The sequence below is a fragment of the Phyllobacterium brassicacearum genome, assembly GCF_003010955.1.
In the GTDB taxonomy this organism is placed as follows: domain Bacteria; phylum Pseudomonadota; class Alphaproteobacteria; order Rhizobiales; family Rhizobiaceae; genus Phyllobacterium; species Phyllobacterium brassicacearum.
Genome location: NZ_PGGO01000015.1, coordinates 39157 through 62359, shown reverse-complemented (window position 1 = coordinate 62359; position 23203 = coordinate 39157). Strand labels below are relative to the sequence as shown.

The 23203-nt window shown below is 59.0% G+C and carries 22 protein-coding genes; 8 read left to right on the top strand and 14 right to left on the bottom strand.

Annotation, left to right across the window (positions count from 1 at the left end):
- Nucleotides 1–23 precede the first annotated feature (23 nt).
- The 4 genes from typA to CU102_RS18825 form a co-directional block, all read right to left on the bottom strand.
- Nucleotides 24–1853, bottom strand: coding sequence for a translational GTPase TypA (gene typA / locus CU102_RS18840; RefSeq protein ID WP_106712731.1), 1830 nt, complete (start codon nucleotides 1851–1853; stop codon nucleotides 24–26).
- Nucleotides 1854–1989: 136 nt separating this feature from the next.
- Nucleotides 1990–3375, bottom strand: a complete 1386-nt coding sequence (gene mgtE / locus CU102_RS18835) for a magnesium transporter (protein ID WP_208113855.1) — start codon at nucleotides 3373–3375, stop codon at nucleotides 1990–1992.
- 436 nt (nucleotides 3376–3811) lie between these two features.
- Nucleotides 3812–6253 (bottom strand): GcvT family protein, encoded by a 2442-nt coding sequence (locus tag CU102_RS18830; protein WP_106712644.1) that lies wholly within the window; start codon nucleotides 6251–6253, stop codon nucleotides 3812–3814.
- The gene (locus tag CU102_RS18825) at nucleotides 6250–7149 is read right to left on the bottom strand and encodes a choline/ethanolamine kinase family protein (RefSeq protein ID WP_106712643.1); all 900 of its coding nucleotides are present in this window, start codon (nucleotides 7147–7149) and stop codon (nucleotides 6250–6252) included. The genes CU102_RS18830 and CU102_RS18825 overlap by 4 nt, the downstream gene beginning before the upstream one ends.
- 324 nt (nucleotides 7150–7473) lie before the next feature.
- Between CU102_RS18825 and CU102_RS18820 the strand changes: the two genes are divergently transcribed.
- Together CU102_RS18820 and CU102_RS18815 are read left to right on the top strand one after the other, a co-directional pair.
- Nucleotides 7474–8241 carry a DeoR/GlpR family DNA-binding transcription regulator gene (locus tag CU102_RS18820; protein ID WP_106712642.1) on the top strand — a complete coding sequence of 256 codons (768 nt, stop codon included), beginning with the start codon at nucleotides 7474–7476 and terminating at the stop codon, nucleotides 8239–8241.
- Between the two features lie 61 nt (nucleotides 8242–8302).
- Nucleotides 8303–8872, top strand: a complete 570-nt coding sequence (locus CU102_RS18815) for a methylated-DNA--[protein]-cysteine S-methyltransferase (RefSeq protein ID WP_208113856.1) — start codon at nucleotides 8303–8305, stop codon at nucleotides 8870–8872.
- Nucleotides 8873–8893: 21 nt separating this feature from the next.
- On the opposite strand, the gene CU102_RS18810 is transcribed toward CU102_RS18815, so the two are convergent.
- Nucleotides 8894–10279: an aminotransferase-like domain-containing protein gene (locus CU102_RS18810; RefSeq protein ID WP_208113857.1), complete on the bottom strand. Its 1386-nt coding sequence runs from the start codon at nucleotides 10277–10279 to the stop codon at nucleotides 8894–8896.
- A 192-nt stretch (nucleotides 10280–10471) separates the two neighbouring features.
- On the opposite strand from CU102_RS18810, the gene CU102_RS18805 reads away from it, so the two are divergent.
- Nucleotides 10472–10861 carry a DUF983 domain-containing protein gene (locus tag CU102_RS18805; RefSeq protein WP_106712640.1) on the top strand — a complete coding sequence of 130 codons (390 nt, stop codon included), beginning with the start codon at nucleotides 10472–10474 and terminating at the stop codon, nucleotides 10859–10861.
- Between the two features lie 175 nt (nucleotides 10862–11036).
- On the opposite strand, the gene CU102_RS18800 is transcribed toward CU102_RS18805, so the two are convergent.
- Nucleotides 11037–11783, bottom strand: a complete 747-nt coding sequence (locus tag CU102_RS18800) for an SDR family oxidoreductase (protein ID WP_425351573.1) — start codon at nucleotides 11781–11783, stop codon at nucleotides 11037–11039.
- A gap of 93 nt (nucleotides 11784–11876) precedes the next feature.
- On the opposite strand from CU102_RS18800, the gene CU102_RS18795 reads away from it, so the two are divergent.
- A complete protein-coding gene (locus CU102_RS18795) occupies nucleotides 11877–12488 on the top strand; it encodes a TetR/AcrR family transcriptional regulator (RefSeq protein WP_106712638.1) in 612 nt (203 codons plus the stop codon).
- Between the two features lie 15 nt (nucleotides 12489–12503).
- Here the strand turns inward: CU102_RS18795 and CU102_RS18790 are convergent, their stop codons facing one another.
- From CU102_RS18790 to ffh, 4 genes are all read right to left on the bottom strand, one after another.
- Nucleotides 12504–14075 carry an alkaline phosphatase D family protein gene (locus CU102_RS18790; protein WP_106712637.1) on the bottom strand — a complete coding sequence of 524 codons (1572 nt, stop codon included), beginning with the start codon at nucleotides 14073–14075 and terminating at the stop codon, nucleotides 12504–12506.
- Nucleotides 14076–14245: 170 nt separating this feature from the next.
- The gene (gene rpsP / locus CU102_RS18785) at nucleotides 14246–14701 is read right to left on the bottom strand and encodes a 30S ribosomal protein S16 (protein WP_106712636.1); all 456 of its coding nucleotides are present in this window, start codon (nucleotides 14699–14701) and stop codon (nucleotides 14246–14248) included.
- Between the two features lie 23 nt (nucleotides 14702–14724).
- Nucleotides 14725–15030 (bottom strand): chorismate mutase, encoded by a 306-nt coding sequence (locus CU102_RS18780; protein WP_106712635.1) that lies wholly within the window; start codon nucleotides 15028–15030, stop codon nucleotides 14725–14727.
- Between the two features lie 2 nt (nucleotides 15031–15032).
- Nucleotides 15033–16625 carry a signal recognition particle protein gene (gene ffh, locus CU102_RS18775; RefSeq protein ID WP_106712634.1) on the bottom strand — a complete coding sequence of 531 codons (1593 nt, stop codon included), beginning with the start codon at nucleotides 16623–16625 and terminating at the stop codon, nucleotides 15033–15035.
- A gap of 587 nt (nucleotides 16626–17212) precedes the next feature.
- On the opposite strand from ffh, the gene CU102_RS18770 reads away from it, so the two are divergent.
- Complete coding sequence (locus CU102_RS18770; protein WP_106712633.1) at nucleotides 17213–18034, top strand: lytic murein transglycosylase; 822 nt, start codon at nucleotides 17213–17215, stop codon at nucleotides 18032–18034.
- A 103-nt stretch (nucleotides 18035–18137) separates the two neighbouring features.
- Here the strand turns inward: CU102_RS18770 and CU102_RS18765 are convergent, their stop codons facing one another.
- From CU102_RS18765 to CU102_RS18750, 4 genes are all read right to left on the bottom strand, one after another.
- Nucleotides 18138–18548 (bottom strand): nuclear transport factor 2 family protein, encoded by a 411-nt coding sequence (locus CU102_RS18765; protein WP_106712632.1) that lies wholly within the window; start codon nucleotides 18546–18548, stop codon nucleotides 18138–18140.
- Between the two features lie 11 nt (nucleotides 18549–18559).
- Entirely contained in the window at nucleotides 18560–19228 is a 669-nt protein-coding gene (locus CU102_RS18760) for a carbonic anhydrase (protein WP_106712631.1), read from the bottom strand.
- A gap of 49 nt (nucleotides 19229–19277) precedes the next feature.
- Nucleotides 19278–20159, bottom strand: a complete 882-nt coding sequence (gene pdxY / locus CU102_RS18755) for a pyridoxal kinase PdxY (protein WP_106712630.1) — start codon at nucleotides 20157–20159, stop codon at nucleotides 19278–19280.
- Nucleotides 20160–20455: 296 nt separating this feature from the next.
- Nucleotides 20456–20704, bottom strand: coding sequence for a hypothetical protein (locus CU102_RS18750; RefSeq protein WP_106712629.1), 249 nt, complete (start codon nucleotides 20702–20704; stop codon nucleotides 20456–20458).
- Nucleotides 20705–20931: 227 nt separating this feature from the next.
- On the opposite strand from CU102_RS18750, the gene CU102_RS18745 reads away from it, so the two are divergent.
- Genes CU102_RS18745 through CU102_RS18735 form a run of 3 tightly spaced genes read left to right on the top strand, consistent with a single transcriptional unit; the run spans nucleotide 20932 to nucleotide 23184 of the window.
- Nucleotides 20932–21648: a LemA family protein gene (locus CU102_RS18745; RefSeq protein ID WP_245425408.1), complete on the top strand. Its 717-nt coding sequence runs from the start codon at nucleotides 20932–20934 to the stop codon at nucleotides 21646–21648.
- Between the two features lie 36 nt (nucleotides 21649–21684).
- Entirely contained in the window at nucleotides 21685–22548 is an 864-nt protein-coding gene (locus CU102_RS18740) for a TPM domain-containing protein (RefSeq protein ID WP_425351572.1), read from the top strand.
- Between the two features lie 3 nt (nucleotides 22549–22551).
- Nucleotides 22552–23184 (top strand): TPM domain-containing protein, encoded by a 633-nt coding sequence (locus CU102_RS18735; protein WP_106712627.1) that lies wholly within the window; start codon nucleotides 22552–22554, stop codon nucleotides 23182–23184.
- The last annotated feature ends 19 nt before the right edge of the window (nucleotides 23185–23203 follow it).

The following is a 23203-nucleotide window of genomic DNA, read 5'->3' as shown; positions in this document are numbered from 1 at the left end:
CAGTTCTTGGCGGTGATGGCGTGTTACGCCGCGCCTGCAGTTTTGCTGCCCTTTTCGAAACGCTTGCGTTCGTTCGAATCGAGATAGAGCTTGCGCAGCCGGATGGATTTCGGCGTAACCTCGACGAGTTCGTCATCCTGGATCCAGGACAGAGCGCGTTCCAGTGTCATGCGGATCGGCGGCGTCAGCTTGACCGCTTCGTCCTTGCCGGCAGCACGGATATTGGTCAGCTTCTTGCCCTTGAGTACATTTACCTCAAGATCGTTGTCGCGCGAATGGATACCGATGATCATGCCGGCATAGACCTTGACGCCCGCGTCGATAACCATCGGACCGCGATCCTCGAGGTTCCACATGGCAAACGCCACGGACTCGCCCTGATCATTGGAGATCAGAACGCCATTGTTACGACCGGCGATTTCGCCTTTGTAAGGCTCATAGGCGCGGAAGAGGCGGTTCATGATCGCAGTACCGCGCGTATCGGTGAGAAGCTCCGACTGATAGCCGATGAGGCCGCGGGTTGGTGCGTAGAACACCATGCGCACGCGATTGCCGCCGGACGGACGAAGTTCGACCATTTCGGCCTTGCGCTCGGACATCTTCTGCACAACCGTGCCGGAATATTCCTCATCGACGTCGATAAGCACTTCCTCAATCGGCTCGAGCATGTTGCCGTCTTCGTCTTTCTGCATGACGACACGCGGGCGCGATACACCAAGCTCAAAGCCTTCACGTCGCATGTTCTCGATGAGAACGGCGAGCTGCAATTCGCCGCGGCCGGAAACGAAGAACGAATCCTTGTCGCTCGATTCCTCGATCTTCAAGGCAACATTGCCTTCCGCTTCCTTGAGCAGGCGATCACGGATGACGCGGCTCGTTACCTTGTCACCTTCGGTGCCGGCCAGCGGAGAATCGTTGACGATGAAGGACATGGTAACGGTCGGCGGATCGATTGGCTGGGCCTGGAGCGGTTCGGTAACTTCGGGCGCGCAGAACGTGTCAGCAACGGTGCCTTTCTGCAGGCCGGCGATCGCCACGATGTCACCCGCATGGGCTTCTTCAACCGGCTGGCGTTCAAGGCCGCGGAAAGCCAGGATCTTGGAAATGCGGCCGGTTTCAAGCTGTGTACCGTCGCCGTGCAGAACCTTGACCTGCTGGTTCGACTTGACCGTGCCCGAGTGGATGCGTCCGGTGATGATGCGGCCGAGGAAAGGGTCGGCTTCGAGGATCGTGCCGATCATGCGGAACGGGCCCTCGCCAACAGTTGGTTCCGGTACGTGGTCGAGAACCAGATCAAAAAGCGGGCCGAGACCCTGGTCCTGCGGACCCTCCGGGTTCTTGGCCATCCAGCCGCTGCGGCCCGAGCCGTAAAGGATGGGGAAATCGAGCTGTTCGTCGGTCGCGTCGAGCGCAGCGAAGAGATCGAAGACTTCGTTCACGACTTCTTCGTGGCGCGCATCGGGGCGATCGATCTTGTTGATGGCGACGATCGGGCGCAGGCCAACCTTAAGAGCCTTGCCAACGACGAATTTCGTCTGCGGCATTGGGCCCTCGGCAGCATCGACAAGAACGATCGCGCCGTCGACCATGCTGAGGATACGTTCGACTTCGCCACCGAAATCGGCGTGGCCGGGCGTGTCGACAATATTGATGCGCGTGTCTTTCCAGACAACCGACGTCGCCTTGGCGAGAATGGTGATCCCGCGTTCCTTTTCGATGTCGTTGGAATCCATCATGCGCTCGGCAACGCGCTGATTGTCGCGGAAATTACCGGACTGTTTCAATAGTTCGTCGACAAGGGTGGTCTTGCCATGGTCAACGTGTGCGATGATCGCGATGTTGCGCAGTTTCATGAATATCTCTTTTGGAGGATTGTGGACGCCACATATGATGCGCCGCTTTACATTTGCGCGCTCCATACATGTTTTTTCGCAATCGCGAAAGGGGGCAAAGCGTTATGGCCTGCATGGCTGCCATGCAGGCCATGGATTAAAGCAGTGTCCCTGACAGGATTGCCACGGCAATACTGAAGTAGATTACCAGTCCGGTGACATCGACCAATGTGGCAACAAAAGGCGCCGAGGCGCTGGCGGGATCAAAGCCTGTCTTCTGCAGAATGAAAGGCAGCATGGAGCCTGTGAGCGACCCGAAGGTCACAATTCCGATGAGGGCCGTACCCACGGTTGCGGCGATAAGCGGCCAATGCTCGCCATAATCGTAGAGCCCGAGCATTTGCCATGTGGTGATGCGGACAACACCGATCAGCCCAAGGAAAGAGCCGAGCACAAGGCCGGTGGGAATTTCACGCAAGGCAACCCGCCACCAGTCTTTCAGGCGCAATTCCTGCAGCGCCAGAGCTCGGATCAGCAGAGAGGTGGCCTGCGAACCGGAATTGCCACCGGAACTCATGATCAGCGGGATGAACAGGGTCAGGACGACCGCCTTTTCCAGTTCGCCCTCGAAATGCTGCATAGCGCTGGCGGTCAGCATCTCGCTGAGGAACAAAATACCGAGCCAGCCGGCACGCTTGCGGATCATGTGGAGAAAACCGATCTGCATGTAGGGTTTGTTCAAAGCTTCCATGCCGCCGAACTTCAAAGTGTCCTCGGTCATTTCCTGGGTCATGGCGTCGATCACATCATCGACAGTCACGATGCCGATGATCTGGTTGCCGTCATTGACTACTGGAACGGCGAGCAAATCATGCTTGCGGAAGAGCCGGGCAACGTCTTCCTGATCGGCCAGCGGTGCGACCGTCACCGGGGCGACATCGCGGCCGACATGCATGATGGATACGTCTGGCTCAGTGGTGATCAGCCGGCGCAGAGCCACCGCCCGCAACAATCTATTTGTAGCAGGATCAATGACATAAATGGCATAAATGGTCTCGCGCGAACGCTCCACCTCACGGATATGCTGCAGCGTCCGGGCAACGCTCCAGTCGGCCGGAACGCTCACGAATTCGGTCGTCATCAGGCTGCCAGCCGTGTGAGGCGGGTAGCGCAGGAGCTTGTTCAACGCCAGTTTCGTTTCGTGGCCGAGGCCAGGAACGAGGCGGGAACGGGTCTCGGTATCGAATTCGTGGAAAATGTCGGTGACGCGGTCTGCCGACATGGCGTCGAGTAGTTCCTGCGCGGTTGCGACGGGCAGGGCCTCGATGATCTCGGCAGCCGAATGCAGCTCAGGCTGATCGAGGATCAACACGGCATGATCGCGCGGCATTCCGGCGATAATGTCAATGGCATCAGCCAGTTCAAGCTCGTTGAGTAGCTCGACGGCATCAGCAGCCTGCATGGTTGCAAGCTGCTCGGGAAGGGTCAAAACAGGTGCGTGTCCGGCATGGACAGCATCCATCGTAAAGCGAAGGTCGTTCATTTTAGCTCGCCTTTCTGTCGATCCGCCGTCACAGGGGATCGAGGCGAGCTGATCTCTAAATCAGGCCACGATCGCCGAGGGACGGCGCAAACAATCGACTATGACTGTCGTCGTTGGGCATAAGAGATAAACTCCGGTTGAAATTACGCAGGGCTTGCGAGATGCACGTTCTGCGTGGGGTCATTTGGTCCCGTCCGCTGGCAAAGTCAACCCCCAGCGATTGGCTGGCACCAACACAACTTCGTGCACCTTAAATACCCGCTGAGATTGAGAATCTTGTACCAGAATCTGGAATTCCTGTGCCGCTTTTGATGATTCTTGTACAAGATCCGTGTCATCTCGTCCAAAAACAGTTCCGGATTCAGATTCGCACGTCCGAGAGTTCTCGACGCCGTTTGGATGCCTTGCGGTCAGGGCGATTTTGTCGCAGCAGGGCTCACCCCCTAACCCGTTCATTGCCGGGATCGTAAAGTGGCTCCAGATGAACATTGGCAGCGAAGCGTTCATTGGCGACGACAAGCTCGTACTTGCCGCTGGCCAGGAATTCGTCGCTCACATGGTCGGCATTACGGACGTAGCCGAAGCCGATGGGTTGATCGACGGTGTAGCCATAACCGCCGCTCGTCAGGTAACCGACCGGTTCGCCGTTGCGCAGGATCGTCTCTCGGCCGAGGAGGACAACGCTCTTGTCTGCAATCGTGAAACAGGCGAGGCGTTTTTTCAGCGGGACGGCGTGAATGGCCTCGCTCGCCTTGCGTCCGATGAAGTCGATGTTCTTGCCGAGTTTGACAGCCCAGCCGTGTCCGGATTCGAGCGGCGAGTCATTTGGAGTGATGTCGGAACCCCAGGCGCGGTAGCCCTTTTCGAGCCGCAGCGATTCAATAGCGCGATAGCCGGTCGGCCGGATATCGAATTCCGCGCCGGCCTGCATGAGAGCGTCAAAGACAGCGCCGGTTGCAGCGATCGGAACGTGCAACTCCCAGCCGAGTTCGCCGACATAGGTGATACGTAGGGCGCGAACGGTTTTCCCTGCGATTTCGATCTCGCGAACATGGCCAAACGGAAAGGCGTTGTTGCTGACATCGGTGTTGGTGACCTGGCGCAAGACTTCGCGGGCCTTGGGGCCCATCAGCGACAGGGTACCGAAGTCCTCGGTTACGTCGGTGAGTTTCACATCCAGGTCTTTGCCGATGTGATCCCGGATCCAGGCGAAGTCATGAGTGCGAAAGCCGGTGCCGGTGACGACGTAGAACCTCTCATCGGAGAGCCGTGCAACGGTCAGGTCGCATTCGATGCCCCCGCGCGTATTGAGGAGCTGGGTATAGGTCAGGCGGCCCGCCGGTTTCGACACGTCATTGGCGCAGATATAGTCGAGAGCCGTGGCAGCATCCCTGCCGGTCAATTCGAATTTGGCAAAGGACGACTGGTCGAAGATGCCAACCTTGTCGCGCACCTGGCGGTGTTCGGCGCCCACAGCATCGAACCAGTTCTGTCGGCCCATAGAATAGACGTCTTCCGCAGGCGTCCCTTCGGGTGCAAACCAGTTCGGTCGCTCCCAGCCAAGCTTGGAACCGAAGACGGCGCGATGCTGCTGCAAGCGCTCATAGAGCGGTGAGACGATGGCCGGACGGCCAGACGTATATTCCTCGTGCGGGAAGCCGATGGTGTAATGCTTCCCATAGGCTTCGAGGGTCCTGTCGCGCACCCAATCGCGGTTGCGGTGAAGATTGGAGAAGCGCCTGATATCGACCGTCCAGAGGTCGAGCGGCGCTTCGCCATCGATGGCCCATTGTGCCAGCACCCAGCCTGCGCCGCCGCCCGAGGCAATGCCAAAGGCGTTGAAACCGGCCCCGACGAACATGTTGGAACATTCCGGCGCGACACCGAGGATGAAATTGCCGTCGGGCGTGAAGCTCTCCGGGCCGTTGATCATCTGCTTGACGCCAACGGTTTCAAGCGCGGGGATACGCTCGATCGCCGCAAGCATATGCTGCTCGAAATGATCGAAATCATCATCGAACAGGCGGAACTGCCAATCATTCGGTACGTCGTCGGTCATCCAACTCTGCGGATTGGGCTCATAACCGCCCATGACCAGACCGCCGACTTCTTCCTTGAAATAGGTGCGCCGGTCGGGATCGCGGATCGTCGGTGCATTGGATGACAGCCCATCGATCTTTTCGGTGATGATGTATTGATGCTTGACCGGCTGCAGCGGCACATTGATGCCTGCCATCTCACCGACCTGCCGTGCCCACTGGCCGGCACAGTTGACCACCTTCTCGCAGGCGATGTCGCCTTGGTCAGTCCTGACCTTGATGATCCGGTCGCCATCCATGTCGAATCCCGTGACGCGGATGTTCTCGATCAGCTTCGCGCCATGCATGCGGGCGCCGCGTGCCAGCGACTGGGTGATGTCGGATGGACTGGCCTGCCCGTCGGTCGGCAGCCAGCTGGCGCCGACCAGATCATCGACGCGCATCAACGGGAACATGGCCTTGACCTCCTGCGGCGACAGGAGGTGCATCTCCATGCCGAAACTTCCCGCAGTGGTTGCGAGGCGGCGGAACTCGGTCCAGCGATCCTGATTGGTGGCAAGGCGCAGACAGCCGGTCATTTTCCAGCCGGTCGCCAGTCCGGTTTCCTCATCGAGGCGCTTGTAGAGATCGACGGAATATTTGAGGACACGGGTAATCGACGCGGAGGAACGCAATTGCCCGACCAGCCCCGCCGCGTGCCATGTCGAGCCGGAGGTCAATTGCCCCATCTCCAACAATACCACGTCGGCCTTGTGTTCCTTGGCAAGATGATAGGCCGTTGAGCAGCCAATGATACCGCCGCCAATCACGACGATCTGGGCTTGTGATGGAATGGTCATAGGGCCGTCTTTCCGTAGCTACTTCTGTAGTGATCAAGGGCCTGGTCAAGGCGCTGCAGGTTCTCAGTCGTATAGGCGACGTAATCGACACCGGGTGCATCGAGGTAAAGCTCCGAAACCATGCTCCACATGGCCTCTCGCAACAAAGAAGCGCATTGCATGGCGGCGTGGGCACGCTTGAGCTCGAAATCGGGCGGGTCTTTGAAGTAGGCCGTCAGCAAGGCGTCGGATTCATCGGCATCAAGCCCGGCATTGGAGGCAAGACCGGCGAGATCGAACATGGCGGTGGAGAAACCGGCATATTCGAAGTCGATCAGCCACAGGCGGTCGCCGTCATCGAGTATATTGGCGGGCAAAAGGTCATTGTGGCTGAAGATGATCGGCAGGGGCCTTTGCACGGCCTCCATTTCGGCAGCGATGGCGAGGTAACTGCCAAGCTGGGAAGCCATTCTGCTTTTGCCCTGCTGCAGAGTGCGGGCATAGTCACGGATGACGTGGAAGACCCAGAACATGAAGCCCGGTCCCAGGATGTGTTCGGGCATCGTCGTGTGGAATTTCCGGATCAGTTCGGCTATGCGCGGTATATTGGCCCGCACATCGTCCGCGTTATAGGTGCGTGCGCCAAGGAAGGCTGTGACCATGACCCCGTCACCGGCATGAAACAGCTCGGGAGCGAAACCGGCGCGATACGCGGCCTGTGCGGTCATCGCCTCCCGATCGCGGAACACATGGTGAAATGGATAGTCCTTGCCGAAGCGAACGACATATTTGCGATTGTCGTCCTCGACCACATAGCTTTCGTTGCTGATCCCGCCTTTGAGCAGCGCAACCTTTATCTTGCCTCGCCAGAGTGGCAATGCAGCAATGTCTGTCTTGGTGGACTCGGAAAGGGTCATGGGCGGACCAGTGCGTGGTTCGATAGACTCACCATGAGGCGGGTGGCCTGCATCAAGAGGGTTGTGGGCTCTCCATCTGCAGGAAACTCGTCTGTGGCAAAGACTTTCACTCTAGAATCCTCGCATCGACATCTGGGTACCTGCAAGGAAACGCCCCCCTCATGGTGAGCCTGTCGAACCACGCTAAATCCCACATGGCGAGGTTCACTCATCGCCGACCAGCTGTCAACAGGATTTTGTGGTAATTTGTGGTTTTGATGTCGGAACAGTGATAAATTCTGTGATATTGCTGGTATATGAGCGTAGCAGGATGAGGTTTCGGGCATGAGTTCCAAACGGCGTGGTGAAATCACGCGGCTATTGCAGGACGAAGGAACGATATCGATTGCAGATCTGGCGCGAAAGCTGGGGGTCTCTCTCGAAACAATCAGGCGCGACGTCAAGCCAATGACCGATGCGGGCATCGTCACCCGTGTGCACGGTGCCGTTGGCGTACCGCAATACCTGGGTGAAGCGCCGTTCGAGCTGCGCATGCGTGAGAATGCGGGCGCCAAGCGCACGATTGCCGAGTTTGTCGCGCGAACGATCCAGAATGGGGAATCCATCATGCTGGACACAGGAACGACGACAAGCTTTCTGGCGCGCGAACTCTTGCAGCACCGCAATCTCACGGTCGTGACCAATTCATCGGATATCGCCCGCACATTGGCCACCGTCAACGGCAACAAGGTTTTCATGGCCGGCGGCGAGTTGCGCAGCGACAGCGGCGCGGCCTTTGGCGTTTCGGCCAATGATTTCGTCAGCCGATTCAGCGTTTCTCACGCTGTGATTTCGGTGGGTGCGATCGACGCCGCGGGCGGGATCACCGACTATGATCTGGAGGAGGCGGAATTCGCCCGCACCGTGTTGTCGCGTGGTGCCCGGACCATTGCGATTACCGACGCGACGAAGTTCGGCAAGCGCGGATTGGTGCAGGTCTGCGGTTTCGGAGGCATTGGTGAACTGGTGACGGACCAGGAGCCGCCGGATGACATTCTACACGCACTCCGGGCTGCCGGCACTACTGTCACTGTCGCATCCAAGCACTCCTGACAGAATTGGATTGGCCCGATTTCTCAGGGTGCTAAAATCGCCTTCGATTCGGAGCGGTGATGTGACCAAGTTTTTGCAGTACAGGAATATACAGACCCCTATCGGCCCGATGGTTGCCATGGCGAACGATGTCGGCTTGTCCTTGCTCGAATTCGACGACCGGCCGGCCCTGCCACCCGAAATCGAAGAGCTGGAAAGGCGTTACGGCTATACGATCGAGCCCGGCCGCAACGCCATTCTCGATCATATCGAAGCCGAGCTGAATGGCTATTTTGCTGGCAAACTGACGCAATTCGAAACGCCGCTGGTGGTGCCGGGAAGGCCGTTCCAATTGGAGATATGGTCAAGACTGCAGGACATTCCCTATGGGGAAGCCTGTACCTATGGCGACCTAGCACGGGCCATCGGCAATCCGGGCTCCAGCCGTGCGGTCGGCGCAGCCAACGGACAAAACCGCGTGGCGATCGTCATCCCCTGCCACCGCGTCATTGGCGCGGACGGCTCGCTGACCGGTTATGGCGGCGGCCAGCGCCGCAAGCGCTTCCTGCTTGACCTGGAACACCGGGTTTTCGCAGGCATGGCAAATCGTCCGGTGTTTCATCCGATCACTGCGCAGGGAAGCCTGTTTTAGAGCAGGACCAGATCATCGATCCTAGACAATCAGGCCCGTCGAGAACTGCGGTTCGTTGAGGAGGCGGTCGAGCAGGACCAGTCCCTGTTCAAGCCTTGCCCGATCCGGCGCGGCACCGAGTGACACCCGGACGGCCGCCATTGCCGGGGAGCCGGTACTGAAGACTTCCGCGGGAACGATGCCGAGGCCCGAGCGCCGTGCAAGGCCTGCGAACTCGCCTGCCTGCCACTGCCGGGGCAGCTTGAGCCAGAGGTGGTGGCCGGCGGGTTCGGCCGCATAGGTCCAGTTTCTCAGAATGGCCGACGCCAGGGATTGACGTGCACGGCTTTCGGCCCGGATCGCACCAGCGATCTGTTGCAATGTACCGGCTTCGATCCAGTTTGTGGCCAGCGCCGCCAGCAGCGGCGAGGCGCCCGGATTGCTGGCACGCAGGCTGGACGCAAGTTTCAGGACATCGAGCGGTGACGGGCATGCGGCATAGGCAATGCGAAGCGCTGGCGTTGCGCATTTGGACAGGGTGGCAATGTGCCAGGTGATGTCCGGCGCCTGCGTTGCAATGGCTGGCAACGGCTGATCGAGCAACTCGGCATAGGGATCGTCCTCGATGATCGCGACGCGGTAGCGATCTGCCAGACGGGCAATCTCTTGGCGCCGGGTCAGCGGCATGGTTGCTGTGGTCGGATTGTCTATGGACGGAATGACATAGAGCGCCCTCGGAGAATGACGCCGGCAGCATTCTTCGAAGGCCTCGGGGACGATGCCAAATTCGTCCATGACGAGCGGATGAACGGCCAGGTTGAGGATGCCCGCAACTGATTTCAGCCCGGGGTAAGTCATTGCGCCGGCGCAGATGCTGCCGCCTGCGGCAACGAGATTGCAGATGGCGAAGAGGGCGCTTTGCGCGCCTCCAGCGCGAAGCAGCCGGTCGACGGCGGGTGGGCCACCGAAGCGGGGGGAAAGCCACTGCGCTGCGGCGCGGCGATCTGCTTCCGTGCCGGTGGTTTCCTGGTAAGACAGAAACTGGCTGGAGGCATTGCGAAGCAAGGCGCTGATGCCAATTGCCATGCGCCCATGCAGATCGGCCTCGGCCGGTTGCGGCGGGATGTTCATGCTCAGATCAAGCTCGACTGTCACGGGCGGTGTAGCGGGCTGCGGCTGATTGGGGCCTGCTTTGACAAAGGTACCCGAGCCGGTTCTCGCCTCGATCAGGTCGAGACGGCGCGCTTCGTTGAGGGCGCGGGTGACAGTGGTCAGATCGACGCCGAGCTGCCGGGCGATCTCGCGCTGCGGGGGCAGCGCATCTCCGGTTATCAGCAGGCCCGCTGCAATATCGACCTGCAGCGCATCGGCGATGCCTTGATGCTTGTAGCGGGCAGCGGCTTCGATACGTGGTTTCCAGATGGCCATGATGAACCTATTGTATGGATATTGCCCATACAATTATAGCAAGAGATAGCCGCACACAAGCCAAATTGTCGCGATTTGTTGGGAAGCTCTTTATTATAGTCCATACAAGGAATATATAGCGGCCAGAGAAGATCCGAATTGTATGGACCAAGATGACGCCAGCAAGCGGATCCGCGATGAAAGGCTGGAGCCATGTCACACGTTCATTATCATGCGACCGAAAATCCGATGAAGACCGGCATTCTCGGGCGCTGTCCACAGTGCCAGCAGGGGCATCTGTTCAACGGTTTCCTGAAACTGGCGCCGTCCTGCGAGGTGTGCGGGCTTGACTATTCCTTTGCCGATCCGGCTGACGGCCCGGCATTCTTTGCCATGACCATCGTCGCGGTGCCCGCCATGATCTTCGCGCTCTGGCTGCAGACGACCTTTGAAGTGTCGATCTGGGTCCATCTCATCACGACGCTGCCGCTGACATTGTTCGGTAGCCTCATCCTGTTGCGGCCGCTGAAAGGCTGGCTGGTCTGCTCGCAATTTTTCCACAAGGCGGAAGAGGGCAGGCTCGTGCGCAAGGGCGACGTATAAGAGACCGTTTGATAAATTCACCCTGACGGGCATCTGATGCAGTTTTCTGTGCTTCCGGTGCTCATGGACCAAAACGTCCACTGCGCGCCGGTTCTCGAAAACCACACCATCTGCCTCGTCAGGCTGGCTGAATTCTTAAACGGCCTCTGAGACCACACCCGTAAGTCGACGGCTGTCAAATATTAGTGCCGCCATCAATGGTGAATGCCGAGCCGGTAATGAAGCGGCCTTCCTCGCCGGCAAGGAATGTGACGAGCCCGGCGATATCCTTCGCCTGGCCGAAACGCGGAATCGCCATCAGCGCGCGCTGGGCATCGGCGTGGTTGCCATTGGCGGGATTCATGTCCGTGTCGGTTGAGCCGGGCTGGACGATATTGACGGTGATCTCCTTCGTTCCGAGGTCGCGCGCCAGGGCTTTCGTCAAGCCGACAAGCGCTGCCTTGCTGGTCGAATAAATGCTGAGGCCGGGAAATGGTACGCGCTCGCCAAGGTTGCTGCCGATCGAAACGATGCGCCCGCCGGCACCCATGAGCGACGCGGCAGCCTTTGATGCGACGAAGCTAGCCCGGACGTGGATGGACATGACGCGGTCGAACTCGTCGAGCGTCGCCGTTTCGATCTGATCGACCGAGAAAACACCGGCGCTGTTGACCAGGATGTCCAGCCTGCCGAACTTCGCATGGGTCTCATTGACGGCCGCCTCAACGGCGGCGGCGTCGAGATTGTCCGCCTTGATGGCGACCGCACGGCGGCCCAGCTTTTCGATGTCCTTTACGACGGCTGCTGCCTTCTCACCTGCGCTGGAATAGGTGATCGCGACATCTGCGCCGTCCTCGGCCAGTTTGAGTGCGATTGCAGCACCGATGCCGCGGCTTCCGCCCGTGACGAGAGCGACTTTGTTATTGAGACGGCTCATGGGAATTCCTTTGTGTAATGATCGATACATAAAGAAGTAGGGCGCTTGCCTTGAGTCGTCAAGTATTTTATGTATTGTTCATTACAGAAAGGATATGTCATGGCGCAAAGAGGCCGTCCGCGCGAATTCGACCGGGATGCCGCCCTTGCGCGCGCCATGGAGATCTTCTGGGCCAAGGGATATGAGGGCGCCTCCATGGCCGATCTCACCGGGGCGATGGGGATCAATGCGCCGAGCCTTTATGCGGCGTTCGGCAGCAAGGCGGAATTGTTCACGGAGGCCGTCGAAGTCTATCGCACCAAGATTGGGACGGATATCTGGGGTGCCCTGCCGGAAGCGGCGACGGTGCGCGAAGGCTTCGCCAATTTCCTCAAGGAAACGGCGCTTGCTTACACGCATGACGACCAGCCCCACGGCTGCCTGATTGTCCTCGGCGCACTGCACGGCGAACCCGGATCCGAAGCGGCCTGCGCATTGCTGCGCAGGCAGCGTCTGGAGAACGTGACGCAGCTGCGCGAGCGGTTGGAACGTGGCGTGCGCGAAGGAGAATTGCCGGCGTCCGTCGATTGCCAGCAGGTCGCGGAGTTCTATGCAACGGTACAACACGGCATGTCGATCACCGCGCGCGATGGAGCGACGGTCGAGGCCCTCATGAAAACCGCAGATGCGGCCATGGCCGCCTGGGATGCGCTGACATCACACGCGGCTTGACGAAAGCAATCCGCTCTAGATCGAGCGGACGGGATCCAGCGTCACCTTGTAGAGCTCGACATTCTCGCGGTCCATCAGGCGCACGGTCATCTGCTCGCTGGTGCCGTCGATATCGACGAGCCCGAAGAACTGCAGGCCGGCGGAAGGCGGCAGATTCTGACCCCGCTCCGGCGTCGGCGCCTTGATGAACTTGAGTTCGGGCCCGAAAGTCTGGTCGAGATCGTTGGGGCCGAAGGTTCCGGCGTGGATCGGACCAGACACGAATTCCCAGAACGGTTCGAAGTCCTGGAACTGCGCCTTGTCCGGATTGTAGTAATGTGCTGCCGTGTAATGCACGTCGGCGGTGAACCAGGCGGTGTTCGTGACCCCCGCAGACTTGATGAAGCGCAGAAGGTCGGCAATCTCGAGTTCGCGGCCCTTTGCCGGGCCATTGTCGCCATTGGCAACGGCCTCAGTGCCCTTCTTGTCCTTGGCATTGTCCCAGACGATGACCCCAAGCGGCATGTCCGAGGCGATCACCTTCCACGTAGCTTTGGAGTTCAGAAGTTCCTGCTTCAGCCACCGCACCTGCCGCTCACCGAGGATGGCGGATTCCGGCGTGATCGTTTCTTCCATGCTTGGACCGTTGGGGCCGCGATAGGAACGCAGGTCGAGGAAGAAAACATCGAGCAGGGGGCCATAGGCAATCTTGCGATAGACACGGCCCGGTTCAGCCGGGGTATAACGGATCGGCGTCATTTCGTGGAACGCCCGGCCAGCCCGCGCGGACAGGAGTGCGATGGATTTTTCCTCGTAGCGTTCGTCGAGGACCTTCGAAGCTGACCAGTTATTCGTCACTTCGTGATCATCCCACTGGAAGAAGGTCGGGCAGATGGCATTCAGCGAGCGGACATGGTCATCGAGAAGATTGTACTTCCACTGGCCGCGGTATTCGTCCAGCGTCTCGGCAACCTTGCGCTTTTCATCGGTGACGATGCGGTTCTTCCATTTGGTGCCGTCCTTGAGGTCGACCTCCTCGACCAGGGGTCCATCGGCATAGATCGTATCGCCAGAATGGAGGAAGAAGTCCGGTGTATGCTGAGCCATGGTGGCATAGGTTTTCATGCCCGTCTCATCGATGCCCCAGCCCTGGCCGACCGTATCACCCGACCAGGCAAACCGGATATTGCGCTTTGTCATCGGCGCCGTCTTGAAACGCCCAATGATTGGTTCTGACACCGCATTGAGGTCGCCGAGATCCACTGCAGTCAGACGATAGAAGATGTCCTGGTCGGATGCGAGATCGGTGAGCAATTGCTTCACGGCAAGATCGCTGTCGGGAAAGGCGTTGAGCGGAGGCAATCGGACCGCGTTTGCAAAGCTTTCCGTGGTGGCAACCTCGATATTGACGCGGGATGGCCTGTCGGTTCGCGTCCAGATCATGCCCGTCGTTGCATCGACGTCGCCCGACTGTACGCCATGGGTGAAGACGGGGCGGGTATTGGCACGCGAGTAGGACGGCAGGGCGAGGCCTGACGCAGCGGTGAGGGCAATGGCGCCCGATGAGGCAAGGAAATGACGGCGGGTGACGGAAGCGGATCTGGTCATGGATAATCTCCGGGGCTGGCGGTCGCTGGCTGCCACTTCTTTGCGCGGAGAATGTTGCGGGATTTTTACAGTCGTGTGAAGTTTACGCCTCGTGCGACCATCGTAGTGCACAAACGAAAACGGGCGGCAGAGCCACCCGTTTCGCAATCGAACGAAGATAACGCGTCAGCTTATTCGCTGGCAGCGGCTTCCTCAGCGGGAGCTTCCTCAGCCGGGGCTTCTGCAGCAGCCTTAGCAGCTTCTGCAGCAGCCTTGGCTGCTTCTACTTCAGCGGCGGCCTTTGCCTTCGCATCTTCCTCGGCCTGCTTGGCGAGAGCAACGCGCTCCTGTGCCTTCTTGCCTGGAACTGCCTTTTCAGGATTGTTGCGGGTGTCGCGCTTGGCGATACCGGCCTGGTCGAGGAAGCGCAGAACGCGGTCCGTCGGCTGTGCGCCGTGGCCAATCCAGTAGTTGATGCGTTCGGCATCGAGCTTGACGCGGTCGCCGTCCTTGGGGAGCATCGGGTTCCAGGCGCCAACGGTTTCGATGAAACGGCCATCGCGCGGGGCGCGGACGTCAGCAATGACAACGTGGTAGTAGGGGCGCTTCTTCGACCCTGCGCGGGCCAAACGGATTTTCAGTGACATTGGTATTCTCCTTGGTAGTTGAGTTAACCGCCGTTTTCCTTGGCGGCTGTTGTTTCGTGATGCCTGATCACTTCCTTGACGATGAAGTTCAGGAACTTCTCGGCAAAATCGGGGTCTAGACCGGACGACTGGGCAAGCGAGCGCAGACGTTCGACCTGGAGTTTTTCTCGCGCTGGATCGGCCGGTGCGAGGCCGTTCTGGGCTTTCAGCAGGCCCACTTCCTTGGTGCAGCGGAAACGTTCGGCGAGCATATGGATGAGTGCCGCATCGATATTGTCGATGGAAGCGCGCAGTTCGATGAGTTCTTTCGGGAGGGACGATGAGGACATGATTACCCCTTCTTCTTCGGAAGGCCGGGAAGGCCGCCACCAAGACCAGGTAGGCGCGGCATACCGCCGCCTGGTCCACCGAGGCCGCCAGGAAGACCGCCGAGTCCGCCGGGCAGACCGCCGCCCTTGCCAAAACCGGCCGCTTCCGCTTGTTTCTGCAAAGCTTCAAGCTGCTTCGGATCCATCTTGGACAGATCAGGCATACCGCCGCCGAAGCCCCCTGGGCCACCCAAGCCGCCAAGGCCCATCTTCGCGCCAAGACCGCCCATCATCTGTTTCATCATGCCGCCTTTGCCCTTGCCGCCCATCGCCTTCATCATGTCCGCCATCTGGCGATGCATTTTCAGAAGCTTGTTGATATCGGCGGCATTGGTGCCGGAACCCTTGGCGATGCGCTGCTTGCGCGAATGCTTGAGAATGTCAGGATTTGTCCGCTCGGCGGCTGTCATCGACGAGATGATGGCGAGCTGGCGCTTGAAGATGGAGTCGTCGAGGCCGGCAGCGGCCATCTGATCCTTCATCTTGCCCATGCCCGGCATCATGCCCATGATGCCGCCCATGCCGCCAAGCTTCTGCATCTGGCCGATCTGGTCGGCCAGATCGTTGAGATCGAATTTGCCCGACTGCATCTTCCTGGCCATCGCCGCGGCTTTTTCCGCATCGATGTTCTCGGCGGCCTTTTCGACCAGCGAGACGATGTCGCCCATGCCGAGAATGCGGTCTGCGATACGCCGGGGATAGAACTCCTCCAGCGCGTCCATCTTTTCGCCGGTGGCGATCAGCTTGATCGGCTTGCCTGTAACCGCACGCATCGAAAGCGCCGCGCCGCCGCGCCCGTCGCCGTCCATGCGGGTGAGCACGAGGCCGGTAATTCCGACACGCTCATCGAAGGAGCGGGCAAGATTGACGGCATCCTGACCGGTCAGCGCATCGGCCACGAGCAGGATTTCATGCGGGTTGGCCTTCTTCCTGATGTCGGCCATTTCGACCATCAGCGGCTCGTCGATATGAGTACGGCCTGCTGTATCAAGGATGACCACATCATGGCCGCCTAGCTTGGCGGCCTGCACGGCGCGAGCGGCAATCTCGACCGGAGACTGGCCTGCGACGATAGGCAGGGTATCGACACCGGTCTGCACGCCGAGCTGGCGCAATTGCTCCTGCGCCGCGGGACGGCGTGTATCGAGTGACGCCAGCAGAACTTTCTTCTTCGACCGCTCGGTAAGACGCTTGCCAATCTTGCCGCTGGTCGTGGTCTTACCGGAACCCTGCAGGCCGACCATCATGATGACGACCGGGGCAGGCGCGTTGAGGTCGATGGAAACGCCTTCTTCGCCCAACATCGAGACAAGCTCGTCATGGACGATCTTGACGACCATCTGGCCGGGCTTGATACTTTTCAGAACTTCGGCACCGACAGCCTTGGTGCGAACCTTGTCAGTGAAGGAGCGAACGACATCAAGCGCTACGTCGGCTTCGAGGAGGGCGCGGCGAACCTCGCGCAAGGCTGCCGCGACGTCGGCCTCCGACAGCGCGCCACGGCCGGTAAGGCCGTTCAAAATCGAACCTAGTCGTTCCTGTAAGCTCTCGAACATCCAGTTTTCCTTTATCCCTTCGAAGACCTTCTCCGAAAGATAAGCATCAACCGCGCCAAAGCCAGAAGCTCAAAGCAAAATGGCACCCGAGGGCGCATCGCGCTGTCGGGTGTTGACCTCCGGGATCGTTTGAACCCTTTTGGGGTCCCGGTCGGCTGCTCGGAGTACAAAACTCGTCGCGGTGAATAGCGCGGCTTAAACAGGATGTGCAGCATAAAGTCAAGCTGCGCGGGCAGATGACCTGTTTCCGCCAAATCTGCATTCTGGTATAAAACACCACGAGACTCTGGATGCACGAAGTCGTCGAGACGACTTCACTCTGCAACTGTAAATTGCAATTGCTTCGAGCCATGGAGATGTTGCCGTGCGGACACGGGGGCCGCAAGACCTGCAAAATCGCCCTGAATTAAACAAAATTGGGACATTTTGAGCATAGAATCAGGGATTGTCCCAGATGACACGGTTGTGGAAAAGTGGCAGATAGGGGCACTGGTGGAACGAATTTGACATTTGAGTCCGCAGCAATGCTCGTGCTCAAATGTCAAATTCAAAGTTCCACCAGTGACTCAACTTTTAAGGAGATTTTCATGGCATTTGTTGCCAAAGGCAGAATTCTTGCGGCTGCAGCGACCGCACTTCTCGTAACGGCCGGCGCGGCACAGGCCGCTGCCGGGTGCGGAAACAATTCCGCAGGATTCTCGGAATGGGTCCAGGAGTACGGGAGCCAAGCGCAGGCGCGAGGCATTGGCAACCGGGCTGCTAGCGCGTTGAACAACGCCAAATATTCAACCAAGACGATCAATGCCGACCGCAACCAGAAAAGCTTCAAATATTCGCTGGACAAATTCATGCAAGTGCGTGGCGGCCAGACGATCATCTCGCGCGGCAGGGCCCATAAGGCAAAAAATGCTGCGCTGTTTGCCAGCATCGAAAAGCGTTTTGGTGTTCCTGCTGGACCACTGATCGCCATCTGGGGCATGGAAACCGGCTTCGGCAGCTCCATGGGCAACCAGAACACGCTTTCGGCAGTCGCAACGCTCGCTTATGATTGCCGGCGGTCCGAATATTTCCGCAACCAGCTCGATGCTGCCTTGCAGCTGATCGACAATGGAACGCTATCGCCAGATGCCATAGGCGCTATGCATGGCGAGATTGGCCAGACGCAGTTCCTGCCAGCCAGTGTGCTGAGATATGGTGTCGACGGCGATGGCAACGGGCGGATCGACATGGTCCGTTCCAGGGCAGACGCACTTGCATCGACAGCGAATTTCCTGCGTGCCCATGGCTGGCAGGCAGGGGCCGGCTACCAGCCCGGGCAGGCGAACTACGGTGCCATCCAAGGTTGGAACGCTGCCAGTGTCTACCAGCAGGCGATCGCCATTATCGGCGCGCAGATCGACGGCGAATAACCAAGCCGGTTGATAATTGTGAAAGGGTCGGCGGAATGCCGGCCCTTTTTGTTTTTGCGTCATTCCGGACGGAAAACCGCACCGCACTTTTCCTGGAATTGCTCTAGAAGCCCTCACACGCCTCGCCGACTGAGCTCTGCGCGCTTTCGATGATCTTCGTACCTCGAAAATTGAAAATTTCCCGGGTGTAGGTCGTGTTGCCGGGAAACTGATAGCAGACAAAAACGGTGATTGTGCCGTCCCCTATATTGCTGATCCGATGCCGGATCGTGGCGCCGCGCACGGCATTCTTCCATTCGTCGAGAGAACCGAGAAATTCTTCCTTGGTCTGGATCGCATCGATATCTTCGAGAATGACCTTCGCGTCATCGGACAGAAGGTCACTGAATGTGGCCCGGTCAGCATTGGCAAGGCCTGCATACCAGCGGTCGACGAGCGCTTCCGGCGTATCATCCGCCAGGGCAGGAAGGATCAGCGAGAGAATGACGGCGATCGTGAATATCAACCGCGCCATTCTGATTTCTCCTATTCGAGCGTCGCAGCGCCGACCTCTTCCGGGTCGGGGCGAAGGAAATCTCCGGTTTCCGGATTCATGATCCAGAGTTCACCGGTCGAGATATCGAACCAGGCGCCGTGCAAGCTAAGGCGCCCCTTCTTCTCGAGAATATCCACGCAGGGAAAGCTGCGCAAATTGTTCAGCGAATAGCGAATGGAAATGCGCTCAAGGGCCGTCTGACGTTCGAATGGGGTCATGAGCGCGTTGGCGGAAACGGCTTCGGCGGCGGGCGCGACAAGGCTCATCCATTTGCCGATGAAGTCGCCGGGCGACAAAGGTTCACTCGTCGTGTCGAGCGCCGCCTTGATGCCACCGCAGCGGCCGTGGCCGAGGACGACGATGTTTTTGACCTTCAGACTTTGCACGGCGAACTCCAGCGCCGCGGATGTCGCGTGGTATTCGCCGTCGGGTTCATAGGGCGGCACGAGATTGGCGACGTTCCGGACAACGAAGATTTCGCCTGGCGCTGTGTCAAAAATGATTTCCGGTGCCGAACGGGAATCGCAGCAGGCGATGACCAGCGTTTCAGGGGTCTGTCCCTGATCCGCGAGCTCCCGGTAGCGCATCGTCTCGTTCGCATAGCGATGCGCCATGAAGTTGCGATAACCGTTAAGGAGTCTCTCTGGAAGCAAGGTCATGGGCATTTGCTTAATCCTGATCGTGCGGAAGATCAATTGACCCTTTGTCTCATGCGCGCACGCCCTTGCTTGGGTGGACCAGGCGGCGCATCTGCGTCATGGCCATCGGCGTCGAGAGGCTCGATGCATCGGCTTCGAGCATCAATTCGTCGGCGCCGCGCTTGGCCGAGCGCGCCATGATCTCGAAAACTGACGCGGTGGTGCGCTGCAAGGCCTGTTCGAGATCGACACCAGCAAGCATGCGGGCGAGAAACAATGCGGACGTCAAATCGCCAAGGCCGTTGGTTGGCCCGGTGACCAGGCGATGCTCGGCGAGGAGCGCCAGCGAGTGGGTGACGAGAAGGTTGCCGGTGCTCCCGGCGATCATCGGATGTGCGGAGGTGACAAGCATGGTGCCCGGCCCGGCATGCAGCGCTGCCTGCATGATCGCTTTGTTGTCGGGAAGCTCAGCACCGGCCAGCCAGGCAAGTTCGAAGCGGTTCGGTGTCGCGATGTCGGCGAGCGGCATCAGCTGGTCGCGGATAGCAATGGCGGTTGCTTCGGGAACGTAGAGACCTTTTTCGTCACCGATCACCGGATCACAGAGATAGAGCACATTCCTGTTCCGGGCTTTCACGGTCTTGACGAGACGCGCAACAGCTGCCGACTGCGCTGCATTGCCGAGATATCCGGTCATGATACCGCTGACCTCACCAAGCCAGGGGGCACGCTCCAGATCGGCAATCAGCTCGTCGAATTGCTGCGGTTCGGGCACGATGCGCTTTGCCGGGCCATGACCCGGATGCCAGGGGAGAATGACCGTCGGGACGGCCCAGACCGGATGGCCGAGGGTTTCAAGGGCAAAGACCGCGGCGCGATTGCCGACCGAGCCACGGACAACGTGGCTGGATATGACGATGACGGCATTGGAGGAGGCAGCAGGACCGGTCATTCAGGGATACTCATGCAGGAGGAGAAATCTGGGCCGTAAACTCATGAACAGGGTCGAAATGGCAGGAGGCCATTTGTTCGGATACGAGGAGCATAGGCGATGGAAATGTTTATCCATTGTCGAGCCTTTGCGACGAGGTTGCCGGGCAAATGGACCCTATCCTGCGGACGCCGAAACGGCTGCAAGCTGCAGTGTCGAGCTGCTCGGCCGGGGGAAACACCCCGCCCTTCGCAACTCTCCTCGCATCTTCTTGCCGTTTCAGACGCCATTGTCGATCCTGTTCATGAGTTTACTGCCTAAAACACGCCGAAAATGGAGCCGAGGAACCAGATAAACATGGCGATCACGACAAGCAATCCCAGAAGCCGGCCGATCCGCGTCCCCCAGACCTCGATCGGGTCGGCTGCATCGGCGTCCTTGGCGGAAAAATGGCCCTTGGCGCGGTCGACGGCGGACAGGCCGCCACTGGCGGATTCGTGGTTGAGTCGATCCAGAATGCGCTTGGACTCAGTTTCATGATCGCGCGTTTTGTCCTGGTCGGGCATGACAATTCCATGTGATTGCTATGCAAATCACCATAGCGCTTTGCCAGTTCCTTTTGCAGAAAAAAATGGCTAGGTTCGTATTGCTTCGTTCGCTAGTGAAACGAATTTGACATTTGAGTCCCAATTTGCAGCAACGCGCGGGTTCAAATGTCAAATTCAAAGTTCCACTAGAATCATCAGTCACGGGCCGTCCGGCCAAAGAATCTGAACTCCGGGAGAGGATTCCGATGCACTATGTGACCAGCCTTATCGAGCATTTCCATTTCAAACGGAAACATGGAAATGCTCTCCCTCTCTGTATTGACGCAATTCCAGACGGAAAACCGGTTCCCACTTTTCCTGGAATTGCTTTAGCGCCACGCCGTGCGCTTTCCGTTCTTGCTCTCGCACTTCTCGTACCGCTGCTCTCGGCCTGCGGGTTCAACACGATTCCGACCAATGAGGAACGGGCGAAGGCCGCCTGGAGCGAAGTGCTGAACCAGTATCAGCGCCGTGCCGATCTGATCCCGAACCTCGTCGAGACGGTCAAAGGCTATGCGGCGCAGGAAAAGGATGTGCTGACATCCGTCGTCGAGGCGCGCGCCAAGGCGACGCAGGTTCAGGTGACGCCGGAAACGCTGACCGATCCCAATGCGTTCAAGGCGTTCCAGGACAACCAGGCCAACCTGACCGGCGCGTTGTCACGCTTGTTGGCTGTGGTCGAGAATTATCCCGAGTTGAAATCAAACCAGAACTTCCTGGCGCTGCAATCGCAGCTGGAGGGTACGGAGAACCGCATCGCGGTGTCCCGGCGTGACTATATCGAGGCGGTGCGCGTCTATAATACGTCACTCAAGACCATGCCGACGATGATCTGGAGCTGGATCTGGTTCACCGGGAACGAGCCCTACCAGACGTTCACGATCGACGACGCCGCCAAGCAGACGCCACAAGTCAAATTCTAGGCCCTTGCGATGCCCCTTTCGGGTCAAATCGCGGTCATGACCGACCGCAAGCGAACGGCCGGTTTGATGCCCGGCCGCTTGCTGCTGGCTGCCGTACTCCTGCTCTTGATGCTCGCCAGCGCCTTTACTGCCGAGCTGCCGGCGCTCACCGGACGTGTGGTCGACGCCGCCAATGTGATCGATCCGGCGACGCGGGAGCAGATTACCCAGAAACTGGCGGCTTTCGAGGCGAAATCATCTGACCAGGTGGTTGTGGTGACCGTGCCGAGCCTCGACGGCGAGGAGATTGAGCCCTATTCCAACCGGCTCTACCGTGCCTGGGCGCTCGGGCAGAAACAGGAGAACAACGGCGTGCTGCTGGTCGTAGCCCCGAACGACCGCAAGGTTCGGATAGAAGTCGGTTACGGTCTCGAAGGCACGCTGACCGATCTCCTCTCGAAGCTGATTATCGAGAACGCGATTATTCCCGGGTTCCGCTCCGGCGACTTCTCCGGGGGCATTTCGCGCGGCGTCGACGGCATTTTGACGGTGCTGTCCGGCGACGCAGCCGAGCTCGAGGCGCGGGCGAGGCGCAATATTCAGGAAGAGTCGTCGGATGTTGACTGGTTCATGCTCATCTTCGTCACGATTTTTGTTTTCATGTTCTTCAGCGGGCTCATTCTGCCAGCCATCGTGACATCTTTCGGCCGCAAGATTTCTCCCGGCCGATATGAATGGCTGGGCATGATCTTCGACATAGGATCATCCCGAAATGGTGGCGGAGGTGGCGGCGGATGGTCCGGCGGAGGCGGGGGCTGGTCAGGTGGCGGTGGTGGCTGGTCTTCGGGCGGCGGGGGAGGCGGTGGCTTTTCCGGCGGCGGCGGATCATCCGGCGGCGGCGGTGCATCGGGGAGCTGGTGAATTATGAAGCTCATGAACGAAGCTGACCATAAGAGCATAGCCGAGGCGATCCGTGACGCTGAAAGCCGTACGAGCGGCGAAATCTACGCGGTGCTGGCGCGGCGCAGCGACAGCTATTTCTTCGTTGCGGGTTTTACTGTCGCCTGCGGCATTCTCTTGGCCGCGGTGATCGTCGCCGTGACGGCGCATTGGTTCTGGTACACTGTGCCGCTGCCAGTCTTCGGCCTTGCCATTCTCGCTGCATTCTTGACGGCCGTGCTGGTGTTGTGGCTGGCACCTAGCATCACGCTGTGGCTTGTTCCAAAGCGCATCCTCTACCGGCGTGCGCATCTCAATGCCATCCAGCAGTTCCTGGCGCGCAATGTTCACCTGACCACCGAGCGCACCGGCATCCTGCTGTTCGTTTCGCTGGCTGAACAGTATGCCGAGGTCGTTGCGGATGCCGGCATCAATGCCAAGGTTCGTCAGGATGAATGGAACAATATCGTTGCGATTCTAACGGATCATGCGGACAGGGATGATTTGACCGCGGGCTTCCTCAAGGCGATCGAAAAAGCAGGTCAGTTGCTGGAAGAACATTTCCCGACAGGCCCCGATGATGTCAACGAACTGGATGATCATCTGGTCGAATTGTAGTTTTATTGCGTGTCACATG

Bases quoted from the DNA above. Each gene is read 5' to 3' on its own strand.
- typA (WP_106712731.1), bottom strand. From the start codon at position 1,853: ATGAAACTGCGCAACATCGCGATCATCGCACACGTTGACCATGGCAAG.
- mgtE (WP_208113855.1), bottom strand. From the start codon at position 3,375: ATGAACGACCTTCGCTTTACGATGGATGCTGTCCATGCCGGACACGCA.
- CU102_RS18830 (WP_106712644.1), bottom strand. From the start codon at position 6,253: ATGACCATTCCATCACAAGCCCAGATCGTCGTGATTGGCGGCGGTATC.
- CU102_RS18825 (WP_106712643.1), bottom strand. From the start codon at position 7,149: ATGACCCTTTCCGAGTCCACCAAGACAGACATTGCTGCATTGCCACTC.
- CU102_RS18820 (WP_106712642.1), top strand. From the start codon at position 7,474: ATGAGTTCCAAACGGCGTGGTGAAATCACGCGGCTATTGCAGGACGAA.
- CU102_RS18810 (WP_208113857.1), bottom strand. From the start codon at position 10,279: ATGGCCATCTGGAAACCACGTATCGAAGCCGCTGCCCGCTACAAGCAT.
- CU102_RS18805 (WP_106712640.1), top strand. From the start codon at position 10,472: ATGTCACACGTTCATTATCATGCGACCGAAAATCCGATGAAGACCGGC.
- CU102_RS18795 (WP_106712638.1), top strand. From the start codon at position 11,877: ATGGCGCAAAGAGGCCGTCCGCGCGAATTCGACCGGGATGCCGCCCTT.
- CU102_RS18790 (WP_106712637.1), bottom strand. From the start codon at position 14,075: ATGACCAGATCCGCTTCCGTCACCCGCCGTCATTTCCTTGCCTCATCG.
- rpsP (WP_106712636.1), bottom strand. From the start codon at position 14,701: ATGTCACTGAAAATCCGTTTGGCCCGCGCAGGGTCGAAGAAGCGCCCC.
- CU102_RS18780 (WP_106712635.1), bottom strand. From the start codon at position 15,030: ATGTCCTCATCGTCCCTCCCGAAAGAACTCATCGAACTGCGCGCTTCC.
- ffh (WP_106712634.1), bottom strand. From the start codon at position 16,625: ATGTTCGAGAGCTTACAGGAACGACTAGGTTCGATTTTGAACGGCCTT.
- CU102_RS18770 (WP_106712633.1), top strand. From the start codon at position 17,213: ATGGCATTTGTTGCCAAAGGCAGAATTCTTGCGGCTGCAGCGACCGCA.
- CU102_RS18765 (WP_106712632.1), bottom strand. From the start codon at position 18,548: ATGGCGCGGTTGATATTCACGATCGCCGTCATTCTCTCGCTGATCCTT.
- CU102_RS18760 (WP_106712631.1), bottom strand. From the start codon at position 19,228: ATGACCTTGCTTCCAGAGAGACTCCTTAACGGTTATCGCAACTTCATG.
- pdxY (WP_106712630.1), bottom strand. From the start codon at position 20,159: ATGACCGGTCCTGCTGCCTCCTCCAATGCCGTCATCGTCATATCCAGC.
- CU102_RS18750 (WP_106712629.1), bottom strand. From the start codon at position 20,704: ATGCCCGACCAGGACAAAACGCGCGATCATGAAACTGAGTCCAAGCGC.
- CU102_RS18745 (WP_245425408.1), top strand. From the start codon at position 20,932: ATGCACTATGTGACCAGCCTTATCGAGCATTTCCATTTCAAACGGAAA.
- CU102_RS18740 (WP_425351572.1), top strand. From the start codon at position 21,685: ATGACCGACCGCAAGCGAACGGCCGGTTTGATGCCCGGCCGCTTGCTG.
- CU102_RS18735 (WP_106712627.1), top strand. From the start codon at position 22,552: ATGAAGCTCATGAACGAAGCTGACCATAAGAGCATAGCCGAGGCGATC.